Below are 18320 nucleotides of genomic sequence, written 5' to 3' on the forward strand. Positions count from 1 at the left end.
CCGGCGACCCGTCACCTGACTGCCAGTCATCGGAATCGGGCAGTAGCCGCACAGCCACCGCCGTGCCGCGATCGGGGGGCCGACGTCCCCCGGCGAGAGGCATCCCGACGCCGCCGGCCCGGCCGACCGCAGCCGAGCCCCCGCGTGCAGTGCGATCCGCCACTCGGCCACTTCGGGTGCGGGCCACGTGGTGGGACCGCTGCTTCGGCCACCCATGGCGGCCGCAGGTTCGCTCTCTCGGACGCGGCCATCGGCGCAACGCCCTTGCGGAGACGACCCCGGCCGTGGCGCCGATGGTCAAGGGACGGCCGAGCAGGCGTCGCCGGTTCCTCCACACCCGGCGGGACGCGTGCGGTGGTCGCCTGCTCCGTGACGGTCCGCCTCAGGTTCGGGGCGCCAGGAGTACTGCGCGCAGGGCATCCGCGACCGGCGGGGCGAAGCGTCGAGGAGGTACGGGTTCACAAGAGGCGAGAACGTCAGCAGCAACTCGCCCCATCCTCGTGGCCTTGGCACATCGCGTGGTCCTCGACGAACAGCATGGTGTCCGGGTCGAAGCCCTCGATCGGGTTGTGGACGATCGTGCGCTCCCCGGGCCGGGCGTGCTCTCGCTCCAGTACCGCGCGCAGGTCCCGTCGAAGAGTCCGTGAAGCCGGGCGTCGCTCTGCGGGCCCACGGCGATGCGCAGTTCCGCACGCTCCACGGCGAGCGCCGGGTGCACGGCCGGGTCCTTCCGCACCAGGGGGTGCTCCATGGCGGTGACCGTATGCCAGGACCCCTTGGGCACCGCCATCGGCCGCCCCCCGGAGTTCATCAACGCGTTCGTGTAGTCGGGAGTCGCGGCCTTGACCTCCGCCTCCGCGCTCTCCTGGGGCACCTGGCAGTCCGGACGGATGTATCCGAGGAGGCGGCCCGCGTCGTATACGGCGTTCCAGCAGTCGGCGACGTCGGCCCCCCACCACGCACAGGTGCAACGAGAACAGTGACCCTGCGGACGGGCCTTGCGTGGTGACATGTCGCGATCCTGTCGGTTCCGGGCCCCCACGCGACAATCCGGCGAGTCCAACGTCGCGGCGCCGGTGGACATCGCGAATCGACGCGACTGAAGCCCCATGTCGGAGCCGGCGCATGCGAACGCCACTCGGACCGGCCGGCGCCGGAGCCGGATGGTTCGCCGCGGGCCGCACACGCGTTCAACTGCGCAATCACATGCGCAGCGTCACCGTCACCGGGGAGTTGGGAAAATTGCTGGGCATTCCTCGCACTTCCCCTTGGCGCCCAAGAAACCGAGCCAGAAAATCCGTAACGCCTTCGGGGCAAGGAAGCCAATCGCCGTTTGTCGTCTCGATCACCATTGACCAACTATCCGGGTCAGACCTCGTCAACCAATGAAAAACGTCACCGTGGAAAGACTTCCCCCACGGAAGCAATCCATTTTTCTCCGGGAATGCTTGGTATCCATCCGCTTCATCGCCCTCCGTCATATACCGGAGAGCTTGCAATGCATTATCCATATCTCGAAGGTACTCGGACTCCTTCCCGGGAGAAGGGACATTGACGGCCAAAAATCCATCGAAAACGAGTGGCGGATAACACTCCGCGAACCACTTGAAGTCGCTGGGAAGCGTCGTACCGATCCCCGTTTCGACAAGGTCCCATTGGACGTATGAAATCGATGATATGCGATGCGCCGCAAGTCCTGGAATCAGGGCTTCCATCCAGCCGATCCTCGAGCTGTCCATCATCCCTCTCCGTTCCCATACATGCGGCGCAATACTCCGGCACGTCTCGCACTTCATCGATCCCATCCCACGCACAGCGTTTTGATGGGTTCTGCAGGCTACGCGGTTGCACCGAGCCGTCCACGGGACCCGGTTCGATCGTGGCGTGGTGACGCAGGCGGGGATGTGCGCAATCGTGTGCGATGGGCGGTCACGGAACGAGCGACATCCACACGACGCGTGCGTGGGGTCGGCCGGCGCGGAGGGAAACGGATGGGCGTGGAGCGGCTTTCCGGGGGCGCGCTGTCGGTGCGCACAACGCGGCTGTGCGGGCCTTGACCGGACCGATCCACGCGTCCACAGCGGTGGCCGGCGGACACCACAGCGCGCCCCGACGAACTCGCCCTGGTCCCGGTTCTGGGCGTCGTGCTGCCCGACGTGCGCATCGCCACCCACGTCAATGACGAAGGCCATCTGCGTGCCCAGGCGTGGGGACCGGACGGAACGTACGCCATGGCGGTCTCCGACCCCGACGGCGACCACCCCGCCTGGACATGGGGACCCCGTGGTCGTGTTCTTGCGCGTTCGTTGGTTCCGCTGCGACGAAGTCTCCCGCAGGAAAAGGACCTTCAAGGAACACGGATATCCCGGTGTCCCCCTACCCGTCGTGTTCTTCGTCGTCCCCGGCGTCGGCCGGGTCTCGCGCTGGACGCAGAGCGCCGCTATCGCACCCGGGGCAGGGCGCACGTTCAGCACGTCCTGACCTCGGCCGCCGTCGACGCCTGGCGCGACGCCGCCCAAGGAGCACATGCTCCGGAGCACCCCACCGCACGCCCCCGCCGCCGGCAGGGCTTCCCGAGCAACGTGGCCGCGATCGGTCACGCGCGTGTTCGGTGGTCGGTAGCCGGGTCCCGGCGCGCGGGCTACCGTCCGAGGGCCGCTGCGGGCCACGGCACGACGGTTTCGGGGGCCGGTGGGGCGTGCAGGACGACCAGGTCGAACGCGCTCCACTCGGTGACCGCGCCAGGCACGCTTTTCCCGGTCTCGGGGTCGACGTGCGCGGCGACGGTCAGGCGCGTGGGCAGGGTGCGGGTGCTGCGGGCAGGGAAGTGGAAGACGCCGTTGCCGGTGCTCGGCGGTGCCTGGAACAGGATCTCGTCGCGCGGGCCCGCGTCCGGGCGGGGGGCGGCGCGGGTGGGGCCGGTGGCGATCAGCCGGGCGATCGCCGGGAGGTCGCCCATATCGGCCAACGTGTCGAGGCTCGACGCGGGTTGACGACCGGTGGGGACCTCGACGAACGAGCCCGCGACGGCGTCGACGGCCGCGGGCCTGTCGCGGAAGTCCTCGACGCTGCGCCAGTAGCCGCGATCGCCCTTGACGTACAGGGCGTCGGCGGTCCTGCGGAACTCGGCGTGCCCGGACGGGGAATCGGCCTCGCCCCGGTACAGGCCCCGTGCGCGGATGTCCACGTCCAGGGTGACCGTCCAGTCGGCCTTCTCCGACGGCGCCCGGTCGGTCGAGCGCAGGGTCAGCCGCACCGAACGCACCTCCCGGGCCTGGGCGGTAAGCCTGCGCATGAACGCCGGGTGCATCAACTCCGCGTTGTCCAGACCCGCGGCCCCGTCCTCCTCACCCGCGTCGCCGCCGGACGAGGAGCACCCCGCGACGACGAAGGTGAACAGCAGGACGAACGCGGCGACCCGCCGCCGCGTCCTCGCGGTCCTCGTGCGCGTCGACAACGTCATGTCTGATTCCCCCGGAGGCAACGAAGGTCGCGACCCCACCGACCACAACCGTGCACCATGATCACCGCGACACGACAACGATCCGACACCGGGTGGCTTCACACGCCCCACGGCTCCCGATCCGTGGGATGCCACGTGTACCAACCGTGACGAGCAGGCGATGGGCGACTTGACCCTGGCGCCCGAATCGGGCGCCCCGTGAGCCTCGCCGAGCGTCTCCTCCCTGCTGCGGAAGAGACGAATCCGTAGCTCGACATTCCGCACAACCGCATCCCACCCGATCGGCAGGGAAATTCCGGGCGTCGGTCGCTCGAGTCGCTTCCGGTGCCTCGGGCTCGGCGTGTCGGGGAGCGTACGACAACGAGGCATCCGGGATCACGGTCTTGCCGTCGCTCGTCGTGGCGTCATGCTCGAAGCGTCATCTCGCCGTCGAGGACGTGGGGGCCCCGTCGTGAGTGATCACAGCAAGCCGCCGGCGGCGCCCCAACCCGATCCGCCGCAACCCGACCCAAGCAGATGCAGGACGGCGCGCTGCCCGGCATCGGTAACCCCGGCCCGGGGCGGCGCAAGAAGGGCAAGCCGTCGTGCGCGACGACGCCGAGATCGTGGGCACCCTCGACGCCAAGGGCGCCTTCCCCACCCCGTGGGTGCGCGAGGCCATGCTCGCCGTCCCACGGGCCGCGTTCGCACCCGACACCGTTTGGCGCGCCGCCCCCGCAACAGGCCGCTACACCCCGATCGACCGGCACTCGGACCCCGACGCGTGGGCCGAGGCGGTACTGCGCCCCGACCCCGTGGTCACCCAGGTCAACGACGGCACCGCCGACACGGTCGGCGAAGTGGCGAGCAGCTCGCTCAGCGATCTTCCCGCCGTTGCGGGCTTCGGGGTCATACGGGGTGACCAGGCGCGTGGCGCCCGGCAGGCGGTCTTTTGGGGCCCGGCGAGCCACTTCGCCCTCGACCAGGTGGAAGTGTTGGACCCACACCCGTCGCAGGATCTCCACCTCGGGCAGTGTCGGTAGCGCCGGCGGAGCATCGTCCTCCCGGATCATCCGCAACAGGTGCATGCCGTCGGCGCCGATCCGCTTGTAGACCCGCGTGCGCTTCGACCGGTCCTTGGGGAAGCGGGATTCCTCGGCGCGGGTGGCATAGTGCCTGAACCAGTCGGGCAGCGCACGCTCACCCAGCCAGTCCGGCTCGGCGCGGGCCACCGCGTTCAGGGCCGCTCGAAGGCTCTCCGCCACCAGCTCCAACTGGTTCAGCTCACGCACTGCGGAGAGCACGTGCGTGGAGTCCGTCCGCGCTCGACCGGCGGCGGTAACCAGTCCTCGATGCCGAGCCGCGGCCAGAACGCCGTCCAGGATCTTCCGACCGCCGTCCGCACCGATCAGCCGGTCCCTGAACTCCGAGAGGACTGAGTGAATCGAAGCCCGCGTCGGTGAGCTCGAGCCCGAGCGCGGTTCTCCACGAACTGCAACACGAGAATCGCGGCCAACCGGCCCGGTGACCAGGCATGCCTGCCCCGCGCCGGGAACAGACCGGCGAAGTTCTCATCACGGAACGACACCCCCAGTTCGTCCCGGACCCTGATCGCCAGGCTGCCCTTCGGAAACGCAGATCGTGCCACCCGCACGGTCTCCACCGGAACGTCCCCCGCCACCTGCGGCCTCATCGACATGCGAACCCACCCCAAACAACAACGTCGGCCTTCGAGACCACAACTGGGTCTCGAAGGCCGACGTCACGCCCCAGGCCCTATTCGCCAACAGCGTCCACACAGGGGTCGGAGCCCGTCCTCGTCATGTCCGGGCATCGTGAACACGAGCGGCGGTTGGATGCCCAGCGGTCGGAGCGGGAAGAGGCGGAACGGGCACGCCTGATGGGGGGCGACGAAGACAAAAGCGCGGAGCAGCGGTGTCCCGTCCGTCCAAAGGCCTCGCGCCAGCGTTCGCGGAGGCCGAGCGGGTGGGGCGGGAGCGTGAGGGCGCCCGCCAGCCGGCCATTCGGTGGGATCGCCGCCTCGGCCGCCCATGGACGCGGCGGGCCGAACGCCCCCGGGTGTTCTCGCCGGGCCTGGGCGGGGGTGCGCGGATCGTTCGCCGGAGTCGGTCTCTTCGCCGGGGTGTCCAACGAGGCTCGGTCGTCGGCGGTTTCGTCGCGTCCGGTGCGACGCCGGGGTCGTCGGCGGCGGTCGCGGTCGGCCCGCGGCGGCCGGGACGGGACGGTCGGTTCTGGGGTCAACCGTCCCGTCGTCGCAATCAGTGGCGGCACACGGCGTCAGTTTGTGGAATGGCCGCTGCCCGGGTACTCCTCGGGGGCAGCGAGTCCCATTCGGTGTTCGCGCCGTCGCGCGTGACCATGAACAACGGACGCGACCGCATGACCGGCCCGACCGGTTGCTCGCACATCACGATCCCGGAATCGTCCGGCCCCGCGTAGCCCGTGATCGAGTAGCGAAGCCAGACGCCCCGTGCCTGGGCATACGCGATCGCCTCGCGCTCCAACTCCGCCCGGTCCCTGCCGACCAGCGCGAGTCCGTCACAGGCGACCCTGGGACCGTGCACGGCGTCGACGGCGACGCAGAACAGCCCCACCGCCCGACTCACATACGCCGTGACCGCGAGCGGCGAAGCGGTCGGCTCGCCACGACGGACCTCGATCCTCCACGTCCGCGAGAAGGTCGCTCGGCGCGGCACACCATCGCCGACGCTCGTCCGGCCGGGTATCCCGGCCGCCGCCCCGACTACCTCGTCCACGGTCATACCGAACCGGAACGGTCCCACGCCCACAGCCTGCGCGTACGACCACTCGTCCCACCCGGCTGCCCCGACCTCGGAAACCGCGGTCGGCCCCGTGAAAGCCCCCGGGACCTGTCGCCGCCCGGAGACCGGGACGTCGTCCGGCACCCGGGTCGGCGCCCCGTCCCACTCGTCCGCATCCGCCGGCACGGCTGGGATCGGCGGACGCGGGGGCCGGTCGGCGAGGACCTCCTCGAGGTGTTCGTGCTCGTACCGCTCGATCGCATACGCCAGAGCCTCGTACACGTCGTCGGCCAACTGCGGCTCCCACCCCCTGCGGCGGGCGTGATCCACCGCGAAGACGGCGGCGACCGCCCGGGTATACGCGTCGAAATCGGCGAATGGGGCGTCGGACGCCGGAAGATCGGTCACGGGAACGATCATCATCGACGGCCCCGACACCGGGCGCACGACTGCATCGGCCGCGTGCGGGGCCGGCGCAGCCTGGCGAGGCCCGGGTCGGGGGCGACATCGGAGACGCGGTCGGGCACCCGGGTCGGAAGGCAACGACCGCACCGAGTCGATCGCCGCCGTACGGCATCGCCTCACGCGGGTGACACGGCATGGTCCACGCGCCGCACCCACCGCGACCCGCCGGCGCCGAACACGGTTTCTTCGACGCCGAGTTCGCGGCCACAGCCGGCGGCGGAATCGGCTCGTTCGGCAGGCGATCGTCACGGGGCGACATACGAACGACGTGCCGGTGCCGCCGGCGGCCGAGCCCCACACGTTCGGCGCCGTCCACCGTCCGGTGTTCGGGCATGGCTGCCCGGGCCCGTCGCGAGCAGGGTCTCGCTGTCTGCCGCAACTGGGCTTGAAGGCGTGATGTCGGTCAGTCGTTCATGATCAGGCCGGTTGAGGTCATCCCGCCCGGGATCGAGTCGGCGCGGTCCGTAGCCGGGTGCTCTGGGCCCGGTTGCGGGCCCGGATGGTCCGGCGCTCCCCGGCCTCGGCAAGCACCACGGCTCTGGCTTCCTCTCCGGCGTCGAACGCCGCCGGAGAGAAGCGGTCGCCGGCCCTGACGTGTCGTTCCCAGTCGTCCCGCCAGAACTCCACCGTCCAGCCCGGCCACAACTCCGGTACCCGGTAGGCCTGTGGCGAGGAGAAGAGGGACCACCAGCCCAGATGGGGGCGTTCCGGGTCGAGGTGGATGCCGGCGTTGACGTGCAGGTGGCAGCTTCCGTGCCTGGGGGCGTTTGCGAGGCGGTCGAGCAGGGCGGTGCCCTCGCGAACAGGGTGATCGAAAGCGTCGGAGGCGACGTGGCAGCGGCCGGCGCCGACGGTGATCACCACACCGCCCGGGTCGGGCCCGGCCAAGTCCTCGTCGCCGGGGGCGAGAAACGGGGCCAAAGAGGGGTCCGAATCGCGGCAGCGGACGTACTCCGGGTCCAGCCCGACGTACTCACGCAGTTCGGCCGGGCCGTCGTACAGCCAGCGAATCTCCCAGTCCGGCCACGCGGTTCGGATCAGCTCGAACATGGCCGCGCGATGGCGGAGCTCGGTGCTGGGTCCCTCCCAGGCGAAGAACAGGAGCACCTTCCGGCCGAGGTCGAGAAGTATTCCGCCCTGGGCCATGGTGTCGTCCAACCACCAGCCGTCTCGGCGGAGTCCGGGAAGCATGGCGAGAACCGGCTTCGGCCCTTCCAACAGGTCGAGGTCGATTCCGACCGCCCAGCCGGTCCAGTACAGCTCATGTGTGCCGTTCTCGCGGACCACGATGACGTTGGCTCTGTCTCCCATTGGGTCAGCATGACCGGGCGGGATGCTGTCGACCATCCGTTTTCTTCTCGGCCGCCGCGGTGCTCAGCCGCGCGGCGGGCTGCCCTCCTCCGACTCGGAACGGCGGGCACCGAGCTCGCGCGCCTGGTGTTCGCTGTCGGGGCCACGGTCACGGCGAACACCAGGCGGCCCCACCGGCCGGATTGCGAGGAGCCGGGCGCCGGTCGGTTCCGTGGGCATCGCGGCCGCGCACTACAGCTTGTTCACAGCGTCCAGGTGTGCGCACGTCCGTCCGGCGCCGCGAGGCGGACGTGTTGGCCACTCGGCCCCACCTCCAGAGTGAACCACTCGCGGCGTGGACGATTCAGCTCCAGCCACAGGCGATGCGCCCGCTCGATCGGCGCCCACAGGTCCCGCCTACCGGTCCACGCGACATCGGCGCTGCGGTCGGTCTCCGTGACGGTGGTCGCGCAGCCGTCGGGGGTGCGCAGGGTGGTGGTGTGGCGGCCGTCGGTGCGGGTGAAGGACCGGGTGGTGTGGGGGCGAGGTGGAGCTGGGCGAAGAAGGAGAACGTCCAGTCGTCCAGGACCCCAGGGGTCAGCACCGAGGTGCGGTGGTGCGTCTCGACACGACCGACCGTTCGGCCGGCGGGCCCGTCGTCGGGGGCGGCGTCGGGGGCGGCAGCGTCGGACAACAGGGGCATGAAGGCGGCGGGGGTGTGCATGAGGCGGCCCGACGCGGTGCCGTCGGGGAGTTTCTTCAGCCAGGCGATCGACCCGCCCGCGAGGGTGCCCTTGAGCGGGATCACCAACACCGCGCCCGGCGCGCATGTTCGATCCACGTCTTCGGGATGCGCGGGACGGAGGCGGTCGCGATCAGCCGGTCCTACGGGGCGTTCGGGGCCCAGCCGGTCGTGCCGTCGGCCAGGACGACGTCGGGAGTGAAACCCGCAGTCTCGAGACGTTCGCGAGCGGTGTCGACCAGGTGCGGGGTGTGGTCCACGGTGGTGACATGGTCCGCCCCGACCAGCCGGCACAACAGGGCGGTGTTGTAGCCGCTGCCGGTGCCGATCTCCAACGTGCGGGCGCCCGGGACGGGGTCGAGGGCGTCGAGCATGTCGGCTGGCCGACGCTGCGCCCCGACCAGCCGGTCACTCGCGGAGCTCTGGTCGTCAACCATCAGCACAAGCTCGACCCGGCGCAGCGCACGCCGGAAGTGTACGGGCGCCGCGCGTTCGTAGACGCCCTCCAGCACCCGGTCATTCCCGCCATCGATCTCTTCGGGTGGTGGCGGACCGAGGACTGGGCGGCTGTGCGTGCTGCCATCGTTGGGCAGCACCACAGCACGGCGCCGAGCGGGCCCGCGCCCGCGAAGCCGGAAACACCTGCCGCGCCGCGGCGCGGCTTCTGGTCCCGCCTGGGCCGCTCCGCCGACCCGACCGACTCCTGAAGGCACCACCAGCCGCGGCACGCGGTCCCCACGGCGGCGGCGGGCTGTTCGCCGCACCCAGGCCGTCCAAGCGCTCGGGATCGGCCGGCGGCGCGGGCGTGCGCCGGGTCAGCCGCAGCACCCGGTCGGCCGTCAGCGCCCAAGCCCCGGTGGGCAGTGCCGTGCCGTGCGGGGTGCCGTCGACCAGGACCAGGGTGTGGTCCTCGCCGAGATCGACCGAGGCCAGCGTTCCGCTCACCCACCCGCCGTCGGCGGTGAACGCGAGATCCACCGGCGCCGAGGACGCGATCACAGCCTGCCCGCCGACCGACAGGGCCTGGGGATCACACACCGCGCCGTCGATCCGTACGGTGCCGCCCGGGACGGCGCAGGAAACCCCAATTTGGTGAAGCCGCCGGTTTCGGGTTCGGGCCGCGCGCGACTTCCACGCTGTGACACCGCGCGGCGGCACCCCGCGCCGACTCCGACGACCTCCTCCGCTCGAGAGCGGCGACGCCCCCGGCACGAGAGGCGTGATCCTTCAGGTGAACCAAAACCCAAATCTCATGCTCTAGAGACCAGTGTGCGTCGCTGTTAGCTTCACAAGCGTCAACCGCTGTTGTGAACAAGGGGATTCTGCGGATATGCGGCGCAAAGTCATGTGGCTGACCATGATCATTCAGGCCTCGATCATCGTCGGGTTGTCGGCGGGGATCCTTCAGGCCGCCGGTGGTTCCGGCATCACGGGCGCCATCCAGTACGGTGCCGGCGCCTTCGCGGGATCGGTGGCGCTGGGCTTGCTGGTCACCACGTCGCTGAAGATTCTGTGATCGAGCGGAGCGGAGCGTCCGAGGTCGGCGGCCGCAAGGAGGTGTGGCGGGCGGTGGACGATCTGTGCGGACACACGGCTGTCTCTGTCGGCTACCGCCTCGCACTTCAGGTGATGTTCGTGCGGTGTACGTCGCGTTCGAGTGCGCCGGGGGTGGAGTCCACCGGCAATCGGCGGCAGGTGGTCGTCGAGCCTTGGGCTCTGTTGGTGGCTGCTTCGAAGGATGAGGGCACACGCGCGGGTTTCGGGTCGATGGAGCGAGTTCTGCGTGAGGCGTGGCAGGTGGGTATCGGGCGATCGGTCGGATCGGAGGCGGGGGCCGGGATCGGGGAGGCGAACCTTTCGACCGTCGCCGATCGGCAGTTGGCCGAACTTGTCGCGTGTGTCGAAGCGGCCGAAGGGCCGCACGAGTTGTTCGCCGCATGCCTGGATCGGTTTTCCCGGCGCCTGGGTCGAGGTGGGGACTACTTCACGCCTCGAGGCGTGAGTCGGTTGATGGTCGCGGTCGCCGACCCCCGCGGCGGCGAGCGAATCCTGGATCCGGTGTGCGGCTCGGCAGGACTTCTCGTGGACGCCGCCCGCGCCGCCGGAACACGGAGCAGCGATGGGGGCCGGGTCCGACTGCATGGCCGTGACGTCAACGTCGAGGCTCGTCTGGTGGCCGCGATGAACCTGGCTCTGCATTCCCTGGAGGCCGACCTCGGACCGTCGGCGGTCGACAGTCTCCTGACCGGTCCCACACGCGTCGGCTGCGATGTGGTCCTGGCGAATCCGCCGTTCGGTACCAAGAGCTGGGGTCACGACGCGCTCGCGGCGGACGAACGATGGCGGTGGGGCACACCGCCCCCGGGCAACGCCGACTTCGCCTGGATTCAGCACGTACTGGCCGAACTCTGCGATCGGGGCCGTGCGGTCGTGCTGCTCGGCGATGGGGCGGCCAAGAGCGTCCGCACCGGCGAACGGGAGATCCGAGGACATCTGGTCGGATCGGACATGGTGGCCGCCGTGGTGGCCCTGCCCGCTCACCTGTTCCCACACTCCCCCGTGTCCGCGTGCCTGTGGTTTCTCAGTCGCGACAAACGTGCGCACCCCCGGTGGGGGCGTACCGGACGTACCGATCAGATCCTGTTCGTGAACGCCCGCGCGCTGGAACGACGCGACGGGAAGGGACGGCGCTCGCTGGGCGACGCCGACATCGAACGTGTCCGACGAACCTTCTCAATGTGGCGCGGCAGCGACGCGGACTCCGGCGCCGGCGCGCTATCCGATGTCGAGGAGTACGCCGACGAGAGTGGATGGTGTCGGTCGGTCTCCCGCCGCGAGGTCGAGGCGGCCGGCTGGGATCTGTCGCCGGCCCTCCACGTCCCGCCCAGGGCAGAGGCGTCGGAGGGGACGGACGCCCCGGCGGCTTTGCGAAACGCTCTGTACGGGCATTTCGCCGACGCGTCAAGCCTGGACCGGACGTTGCGTCGGGTGTTGGGGAACGCATGAGCGGCCCGGATGCGGACGCCGGACGAACGCCGCCGTCCTCGGAGTGGTCCCGGCACGCGCTCTCGGAACTGCTGGGAGTCGCGTCGGTCACATACGGAGTCGTCGATGCCGGACAGCACGTATCGGACGGGGTCCCGCTGCTCCAGGCCGGGAACATCGTGGGCGGTGTCGTCGACGATCGCATCGCACCGATGCGGATCTCGGCGAGCATCGACGCGACGCACTCCCGGACGCGACTTCGATCCGGAGATCTCGTCGTGGTGCTCATCGGTCGCGTCGGCGAGACGGCCATCGTCACCGACGCGCACGACGGATGGAACGTGGCCCGCTCCGTCGGTGTCGTCAAATTCACCGACTCCGGCCGCCGACTCGGTATCGGCGCGTGGCTGCACGGGTGGCTCCGCACTCCGACGGCCCGCGAGTGGTGCCGTCGCAAATCCGATGCCTCGGCGCACTCCACGCTCAACATCGCGGCGTTGAGGGCGTTGTCCGTCCCCTTGCCGCCCGAAGAACTGCGGCTACCGGCCCTACGCATGATGGATCTGATCGATCGACGGTCCGCAGTCAACCGGGAGATCACCGAGCGCGCGCTCGAACTCGCGGACGCGCACTTCGCCCGCTGGAGGCGCCGGTGGCTCACATCGACGCAACGGCTGGGCGCCGTGGCGCTCGTGTCCGGCGGTGGTTCGCCCCGTTCGTCCGCCAGCGAGGGGGTGGCGTGGGTCTCCCCCGCCGAAATCCTCCGCAGCGACATCGGCTGTCTGGACAGGACGGCCAAGTCGACATCCGCCGACGCAGCCCCCGTGCGCGCCCCCGGAACGCTTCTGCTGGCGCCGCGGCCCGGCATGGTCAGGACCGTCATGTCCCGGATCGCCGTGGTCCCCGCGCGAGGCATCGCCGCGCTGTACCTCGACGACGAGGCCGATCGCATGTGGCTCCTTCACGAACTGCGCTCCAGAAGCGAGGACCTCGCACGGTGCACCCAGGGAGAACAGGCACGGGAGATGAGTGTGCGAAGGCTCTCCGGGCTCGATGTGTGCTGGCCCGACCGCGAGACCCGCGAACGTTTCGCCGAAGTCGCGATCCCTCTGCACGAACGCGCCTACACCGCCTCGACGGAGAATCGAGTCCTCGAAGCGATGAACGTGTCCGTCATGATCCCCGACGCCGAACAATCGTGAGTCACCGTACGCCGACGACCGGACCAAGGAACCCACACGATGCCCTCACGCAAACGCGCCGGAGAACGGGACGTTCCCGATCTGCTGTGGCAGGCCGTGTCCAGGTTGCGCGGCAGCATGGACACCGCCCGATACAAGCACTACGTCCTGGGACTGCTGTTTCTGCGGCATGCCTGGGCCGCGTTCACGGAACGCCGTGACGAGATCGCCCGGGAACTGGCCGACCTACCCGCCGCCACCCTGCAAACATTCCTCGAATCGCCGGACGAGTACACGTCCGAGGGGGTGCTGTGGATCCCCCCGGTCGCCCGCTGGGATGCCGTCACCGCCCACGCGCGCGCCGGGGAAGGCGAACTCGGCACGCTGCTGGACGGGGCGACACAAGCCCTGGCACGGCAACACCGGGACCTGCACGACGTGCTCCCTCGAATCTACGACCGCGCCCTCGTCGACCCGGTCCTGCTGCGGAACCTCGTGGACGTTCTCGACCGCCCCGGCCTCACCGGGCACCCCGGCCGTCGCGAGAGCGAGATCCTGCGCGAACTGTACGAGGCCCTCATCGAGCGCTTCGCCCGAGAAGAAGGAAAACGCGGCGCCGACTTCCACACACCGTCGAGCGTCACCGAACTGGTGGTCCAACTCCTGGAACCGTACGGGGGCCGAATCCACGACCCGTGCTGCGGCACCGGCGGCTTCCTGATCAAAGCGGGCAGATTCCTTGAAGCCCATCGCGGACGGGAGCACCGGGACGACATCGTCGTCTCGGGCCAGGAAATCAACCAGACCACGTGGCGGCTGGCCAGGATGAACCTGTCCTTGAGCGGCATGGACGGAGCAGGCGCCGGTGCTCGCTGGGCCGACACCCTGGCGGAGGATCTGCTGCCCGACCTCGACGCCGACTTCGTGATGTCGCATCCCCCCTTCAACACGAGAAACTGGGCACGGCGGCAAGACGACCCCCGATGGACATTCGGGGTTCCACCGCGAACCAACGCCAACTTCGCGTGGCTTCAACACGCCTGCGCCAAACTCGCCCCCACCGGAACCGCCGCAGTGGTATTGGCCAACGGCTCCCTGTCCACCAAGCAATCCGGCGAGGGCGCGATCCGTGCCGCCATGATCGACCAGGATCTCGTCGCCTGTCTCATCGCACTGCCGGAGAGGCTGTTCCCCAGCACCGCGATACCGGCCTGTGTATGGATCCTCGCCAAGGACAAGTCGCCCCAGGGAGCGTCGAAGCTGACCGACCGGCGCGGCCAGGTCCTCTTCGTGGACGCCAGCCGTCACGGCAGCCTGATCGACCGCGCCCAACGCGCCTTCGCCGACGACGAGATCGCGGCCATCGCCGACATCTACCGCGCCTGGCGGGGCACCCGCAGCGCCAGAGCTTCGAACACCGTGTACGAAGACGTCGCAGGCCTGTGTCGCTCCGTGCCGCTCACCGAGATCCGAGGCTGCGGACACGTCCTCACCCCGGGAAGATACGTCGAGGTGACGCCACTCGAGACGGCCCCCGACGACGCGCACATCGCCCGGTTGACCCACGACTTCCTCGCCCTTCTCGACAAGGCGGACAACCTGGCGAGCGACCTGCAACAAGAACTCCGGAACACGGCGAACGGCCTGCCGTGGACCTCCACGCCCTGACCCGAACACCCTGGCAGTCGAGGCTGCGGGCAGGGCCCCGTCGCGGACCTCCGGTCACGTGGCGACACGGAGAAGTTCCCCGACGGCGAGCGCGGAGCCGACGGTGGAACAAGGGGCATGAGCCGCGTGCGCCGGCATGAGCCGGCACATGCGTACGGGTCCGCGAACGCGGTTCCTTGCGCGCTGTCGCGGGTCGCCCGGGGTAACGCCGAGACGAGCGAGGCGTCGGGACGTTGGACGCGGTGCCGGTACGGAACCGATCGAACGCGCAGCGATGCGGATGGCGCGCCGCCCCGGCTGCTGGGCGAGTGCGGGGCAGGTCGGGGTCATAGCGCTCGGTCGCCGTATCGGGGGTGTTTTTCGTCGGCGTTCTTTGCCCAGTGCAAGGGAGCGGGGAGGACGGTGCGGTCGTCCCAGGAGACGGCTTGTTCGGTGAGGCGGGCGGCGAGGCCGATGAGGCGGTCGTGTTCCCAGCCGCCGTCGACGGGGATCGTGTACTGGACGGTCGCGGCGGCGTGCCAGTCGTCGCCGAGTGCGTCGGTGAGGGGCTCGGGGAGGGTCCAGCGGGTGTAGTCGGCGCTGCGGCGGCCGGTCTTGCCGCTGTCGTACTGCCGTGTCTTGTGGGCGAAGTACCAGGTGGGGGTGTCGTCGATGTCGTACCGGTAGACGTAGGCGCCGGGCATGCCCGGGGTGTGGTCGGTTGGTGGGTCGGCCGGGTCGGTGCGGTTGAGGCGGTCGACGAGGCGGGGGATGCGTGCGGCGGCGACGCGGACGACGGCGGCGGGAACACCGGCGGTTCGCAGGCTGTCGCCGGGCAGGGCACTGCGGCCGTGGGTGGCGTTGGCGAGGCCCGGCCAGATGGACTGGCTGTCGGGGGTGGCGAAGACGACGACGCGGCCGAGGTGGTGGAGTTCGCGCAGGGCTTGGTCGACGAACGCACGGACCTGGGGGAGGTCGTCGCCGCGCCGGCTGTGTCCGGGGCGGCCGATGGGACCGGCGTGGTGTCCGCAGCGGGCTGGGCCGAGTCGTGCCCACCCGGCGGGCCCGTACAGCTCCCAGCGCGGCGCGGCTGGACTGCCGGGGTCGAGGTGGACGGCAGCGAGGGTGACTGCGAGGACGGCGGGACGGCGGGGCCTTCCGGGAATGGTGGGGAAGGCGTGGGCGCGGGTCCACAGGCCGACGGCGGTAACGGGCGCGTCGAGTTCGGTGCCGGGTGCGCCGGAGCGCGCGGCGGTCAGGAGACGGCTGTCGAGGACGCCGCAGGTCGCGAGGAGGTCGCCGAGGGCCGCACGGACGGGGAAGTCGGTTTCGGGGTCGACGACGCTGTCTTCGTCGATGCCGGCTTCGCGGGCGGCCTTGCGGGCCTTGTTCTCGCGGATGTTGTAGCGACGTTTCGGGGCTCCGGGGCCGTGGTCGGTGTCGTGGGGGCGGGTCTTGATGTACTGGTCGGTGATGCCGTGGGAGGCGAGCAGGGCCTTGAGCTGTGGTTTCGCGTCGGCGGGTGTGGTGCCGTCGGGGTGCTTGGGGAGGGGGTACCAGGTCTGGGCGAGGGCGGCGATGTGTTCGCGGGGGTGGGCGGCGCGCAGCCAGCGGGCGTTGCCGTGCAGGATGCCGGTGCGCTCGTGGGCGCCGTGGGCGACGAGTTCCGGCAGGTGCAGGCAGACGATCTCCACTCCGGGTGCCAGGGCGAGCGGTACCGCGTCGGCGCAGGCATCGTGGGTGCGTTCGGCGGCCGCGTCGGTACGGGCGCCGTCCGCGGTCTCGTCGCGGGGGGCGTCCGTGTCGCGGGGGTGCGGGCCGGTGGGGCCGTCGGTGTTCGGGGATTCGTCGGCGGGGACGGCGGCGGCGAGAGCGCTGCGCGGGTGGTCGGCGGCGAGTTGGGTCAGGATTCGATGTTTCCACCGGCGGTCGTGGTAGACGACGGCGATGCGCAGTCGGTCCAGTTCGGCGCCCGCGAGGGCCTCGGGAAGGGTGTCCTCGGTGGCGGAGGGGATCAGGCGTGGTGCGTCGGTGACCTTGATGCGGGTCTGGACGGCGGTGAGAGGTGCGGTGGCGAGCGCGGTGGCGGCGTGTTCGTTCAGGCGGAGTTGCAAGCGTGCGCCCGCGCCGGTGCCGTGGGGGTGCCGTCCGGTGGTGTGGACGGGGCGGACGGCGCCGAGGACGGCCATGTCGGTTTCGGCGAGATCGGGCAACGGGTGGATGCCGCAGTCCTGGACGATCTTCGCGGTCGCGCCGCGGTAGAGGAGTCGGCGCGGAGCGATCGCCGTGGGCGTGTCGGAGTCCGTGGAGGGCTTGGGCCACTGGACGAGGATCGGGGTCTTGAGGATGACGTCGGCGTGCGCATGGGGACGCAGGTAGACGCTCTTGACGTCGTGCCAGCTGGTGGCGGTGCGGGTCATGCTCGCCCACACGTGGGCTACCAGCGTGGTCCCGCCGGGTGCGTGGTCGACATCGACCGTGACCTTGCCGGTGGTGAACCCGGTGCGGCTGCGTTCGACTTCTTCGTCGGTGTCCTTGTCCTTCTCCGTCCAGGCCACTGTCTGCTGGATCGGGTCGTCCCAGGTCAGCAGGGCGCCGTCGGTGTCCGTGAGGAACGTGAGCGGCTCCTTGCGCTGGTCCAGGCGCAGGGGTTTCGCCGCCAACAAGGTGGCCAGGTGCCAGGCCGCGACCTGGAGTGCCCACGCGGGGCAGGTCAGTCGGCCGTCGTCGTGGCGGGTGAGCGCGTCCGCGAGCCGGTAGGGCACGCACGCGGCGGTCGCGTCGAGCGTGGGGGCGAGGGTGTTGCCGCCGGCGCCGGGGAGATGGTGTTCCCAGACGCGTAGCAGGCGGCCGTACAGGTGCCCGGGGACCGGTTCGGGAGTGATGAACTTGGCCTGTCCGGGCCAGGGGCCGTTCCGGTCGGGCCACTCGGGGTCGGTGAAGATCATCGCCTGTCCGGTGACCGCGCGGCCGGCGGTGGTCAACGACGCGGTGGGCCGCTGGTGGTCGGGGTTCTTCCGGTTGAGCGGCAGTCTGCGCCACGCGGCGGTGAACGCAGGCGGGAGCAGGTAGACCCAGGCGTGTCCGAGTAGGTCGTCGGTGAGCAGGAACGAGCACGTCGCCGCACGAGGCGGCAGCAGTTCCGCTTTCCGGGGGCGCCGTGCCGCGGGCACGGGATCGGCGGCGTGCGCGGCGGGGTCGTCAGGGGAGTCGGTCGTCGACGGGGAGGTCTCGGTCACGGCGTGGGGTCGCTCCCGTTCGGGATCAGGCCGAAGATGGCGTCGGTGAGGGTGGAGGCGTAGACGTCCTGCAGCAGGTCCAGTTCGCCGCCCTGGGCCCATCGCTGCCTGAGTTGGCCGAGCAGGTTGGGCAGGGCGGAGGCTTCACCGGCGGCGGTGAACGCGGCGTCGATCAGCTCGAGGACTCCGTGGGCTCCCCCGCGGCGGGTGCGGCCGCCGAGTTGGAGGAGGTGGACCAGCGTGCCCGCGACGATGGCGAGTTTGATGTCGCGGTGAAGGGTGCGGAAGTAGCCGTTGCCGCCGCGCATCGCCTCGTAGAACGCGCCGCTGCGTTGCCGCAGTTCGCGCAGCGCTTCGGCGGGCTCCAGGCCGCCGGGTGCCGCCCAGTAGGGCAGCGGCGGTTCCGGTCCGGTGTCGTCGCCGGGGTCCTCGAGGCTGCCGCGGTAGGCGAGGGTGTTCACCAGCGACAACGCGAACGCCGGATCGTCCAGAACGGGGATGGGGCGTACGGCCAGGCTCGCGGTGCGCAGCAGCGAGGTTCCGTCG

At 70.4% G+C, this 18320-nt stretch carries 11 protein-coding genes and 2 pseudogenes; 4 read left to right on the forward strand and 9 right to left on the reverse strand.

Annotation, left to right across the window (positions count from 1 at the left end; translation table 11 throughout):
* Positions 1-1202: 1202 nt before the first annotated feature.
* The 7 genes and pseudogenes from B4N89_RS49480 to B4N89_RS47270 all read right to left on the reverse strand — a co-directional run bounded on the left by B4N89_RS49480 (position 1203) and on the right by B4N89_RS47270 (position 9159).
* Complete coding sequence (locus tag B4N89_RS49480; RefSeq protein WP_143658514.1) at positions 1203-1715, reverse strand: hypothetical protein; 513 nt, start codon at positions 1713-1715, stop codon at positions 1203-1205.
* Between the two features lie 926 nt (positions 1716-2641).
* A complete protein-coding gene (locus tag B4N89_RS47245; RefSeq protein WP_078982885.1) occupies positions 2642-3463 on the reverse strand; it encodes a hypothetical protein in 822 nt (273 codons plus the stop codon).
* An 863-nt stretch (positions 3464-4326) separates the two neighbouring features.
* Positions 4327-5141, reverse strand: a pseudogene (locus tag B4N89_RS47250) (transposase); the annotation flags it as partial.
* Positions 5142-5721: 580 nt separating this feature from the next.
* Positions 5722-6633, reverse strand: coding sequence for a hypothetical protein (locus tag B4N89_RS47255; protein ID WP_143658516.1), 912 nt, complete (start codon positions 6631-6633; stop codon positions 5722-5724).
* A gap of 489 nt (positions 6634-7122) precedes the next feature.
* The gene (locus B4N89_RS47265) at positions 7123-8001 is read right to left on the reverse strand and encodes a hypothetical protein (RefSeq protein ID WP_078982888.1); all 879 of its coding nucleotides are present in this window, start codon (positions 7999-8001) and stop codon (positions 7123-7125) included.
* Positions 8002-8344: 343 nt separating this feature from the next.
* The gene (locus B4N89_RS50555) at positions 8345-8821 is read right to left on the reverse strand and encodes a hypothetical protein (protein WP_161501088.1); all 477 of its coding nucleotides are present in this window, start codon (positions 8819-8821) and stop codon (positions 8345-8347) included.
* 44 nt (positions 8822-8865) lie between these two features.
* A complete protein-coding gene (locus B4N89_RS47270) occupies positions 8866-9159 on the reverse strand; it encodes a protein-L-isoaspartate O-methyltransferase family protein (protein WP_161501089.1) in 294 nt (97 codons plus the stop codon).
* Positions 9160-10052: 893 nt separating this feature from the next.
* On the opposite strand from B4N89_RS47270, the gene B4N89_RS47280 reads away from it, so the two are divergent.
* The 4 genes from B4N89_RS47280 (at position 10053) to B4N89_RS47295 (ending at position 14556) form a co-directional block, all read left to right on the forward strand.
* The gene (locus tag B4N89_RS47280) at positions 10053-10238 is read left to right on the forward strand and encodes a hypothetical protein (RefSeq protein ID WP_078982891.1); all 186 of its coding nucleotides are present in this window, start codon (positions 10053-10055) and stop codon (positions 10236-10238) included.
* A 251-nt stretch (positions 10239-10489) separates the two neighbouring features.
* A complete protein-coding gene (locus B4N89_RS47285; RefSeq protein WP_268812625.1) occupies positions 10490-11728 on the forward strand; it encodes an N-6 DNA methylase in 1239 nt (412 codons plus the stop codon).
* Positions 11725-12909, forward strand: coding sequence for a hypothetical protein (locus B4N89_RS47290; RefSeq protein ID WP_078982893.1), 1185 nt, complete (start codon positions 11725-11727; stop codon positions 12907-12909). Before B4N89_RS47285 ends, B4N89_RS47290 begins: the two co-directional genes overlap by 4 nt.
* A 39-nt stretch (positions 12910-12948) precedes the next feature.
* Complete coding sequence (locus tag B4N89_RS47295) at positions 12949-14556, forward strand: type I restriction-modification system subunit M (protein ID WP_078982894.1); 1608 nt, start codon at positions 12949-12951, stop codon at positions 14554-14556.
* A gap of 326 nt (positions 14557-14882) precedes the next feature.
* On the opposite strand, the gene B4N89_RS47300 is transcribed toward B4N89_RS47295, so the two are convergent.
* Together B4N89_RS47300 and B4N89_RS50560 are read right to left on the reverse strand one after the other, a co-directional pair.
* On the reverse strand, positions 14883-17774 hold the full coding sequence (locus B4N89_RS47300) for an RNaseH domain-containing protein (protein ID WP_078982895.1): 2892 nt from the start codon (positions 17772-17774) through the stop codon (positions 14883-14885).
* A pseudogene (locus B4N89_RS50560) lies at positions 17771-18320 on the reverse strand (hypothetical protein); the annotation flags it as partial. The gene B4N89_RS47300 and the pseudogene B4N89_RS50560, both read right to left, overlap by 4 nt.

It is taken from the genome of Embleya scabrispora (genome assembly GCF_002024165.1).
GTDB classification, from domain to species: Bacteria; Actinomycetota; Actinomycetes; order Streptomycetales; family Streptomycetaceae; genus Embleya; species Embleya scabrispora_A.

Coding starts and splice junctions, on each gene's coding strand:
- B4N89_RS47295 (WP_078982894.1), top strand. CDS start 12,949: ATGCCCTCACGCAAACGCGCCGGAGAACGGGACGTTCCCGATCTGCTG.
- B4N89_RS47285 (WP_268812625.1), top strand. CDS start 10,490: ATGGAGCGAGTTCTGCGTGAGGCGTGGCAGGTGGGTATCGGGCGATCG.
- B4N89_RS47280 (WP_078982891.1), top strand. CDS start 10,053: ATGCGGCGCAAAGTCATGTGGCTGACCATGATCATTCAGGCCTCGATC.
- B4N89_RS47290 (WP_078982893.1), top strand. CDS start 11,725: ATGAGCGGCCCGGATGCGGACGCCGGACGAACGCCGCCGTCCTCGGAG.
- B4N89_RS47245 (WP_078982885.1), bottom strand. CDS start 3,463: ATGACGTTGTCGACGCGCACGAGGACCGCGAGGACGCGGCGGCGGGTC.
- B4N89_RS47270 (WP_161501089.1), bottom strand. CDS start 9,159: ATGGTTGACGACCAGAGCTCCGCGAGTGACCGGCTGGTCGGGGCGCAG.
- B4N89_RS47265 (WP_078982888.1), bottom strand. CDS start 8,001: ATGGGAGACAGAGCCAACGTCATCGTGGTCCGCGAGAACGGCACACAT.
- B4N89_RS49480 (WP_143658514.1), bottom strand. CDS start 1,715: ATGGAAGCCCTGATTCCAGGACTTGCGGCGCATCGCATATCATCGATT.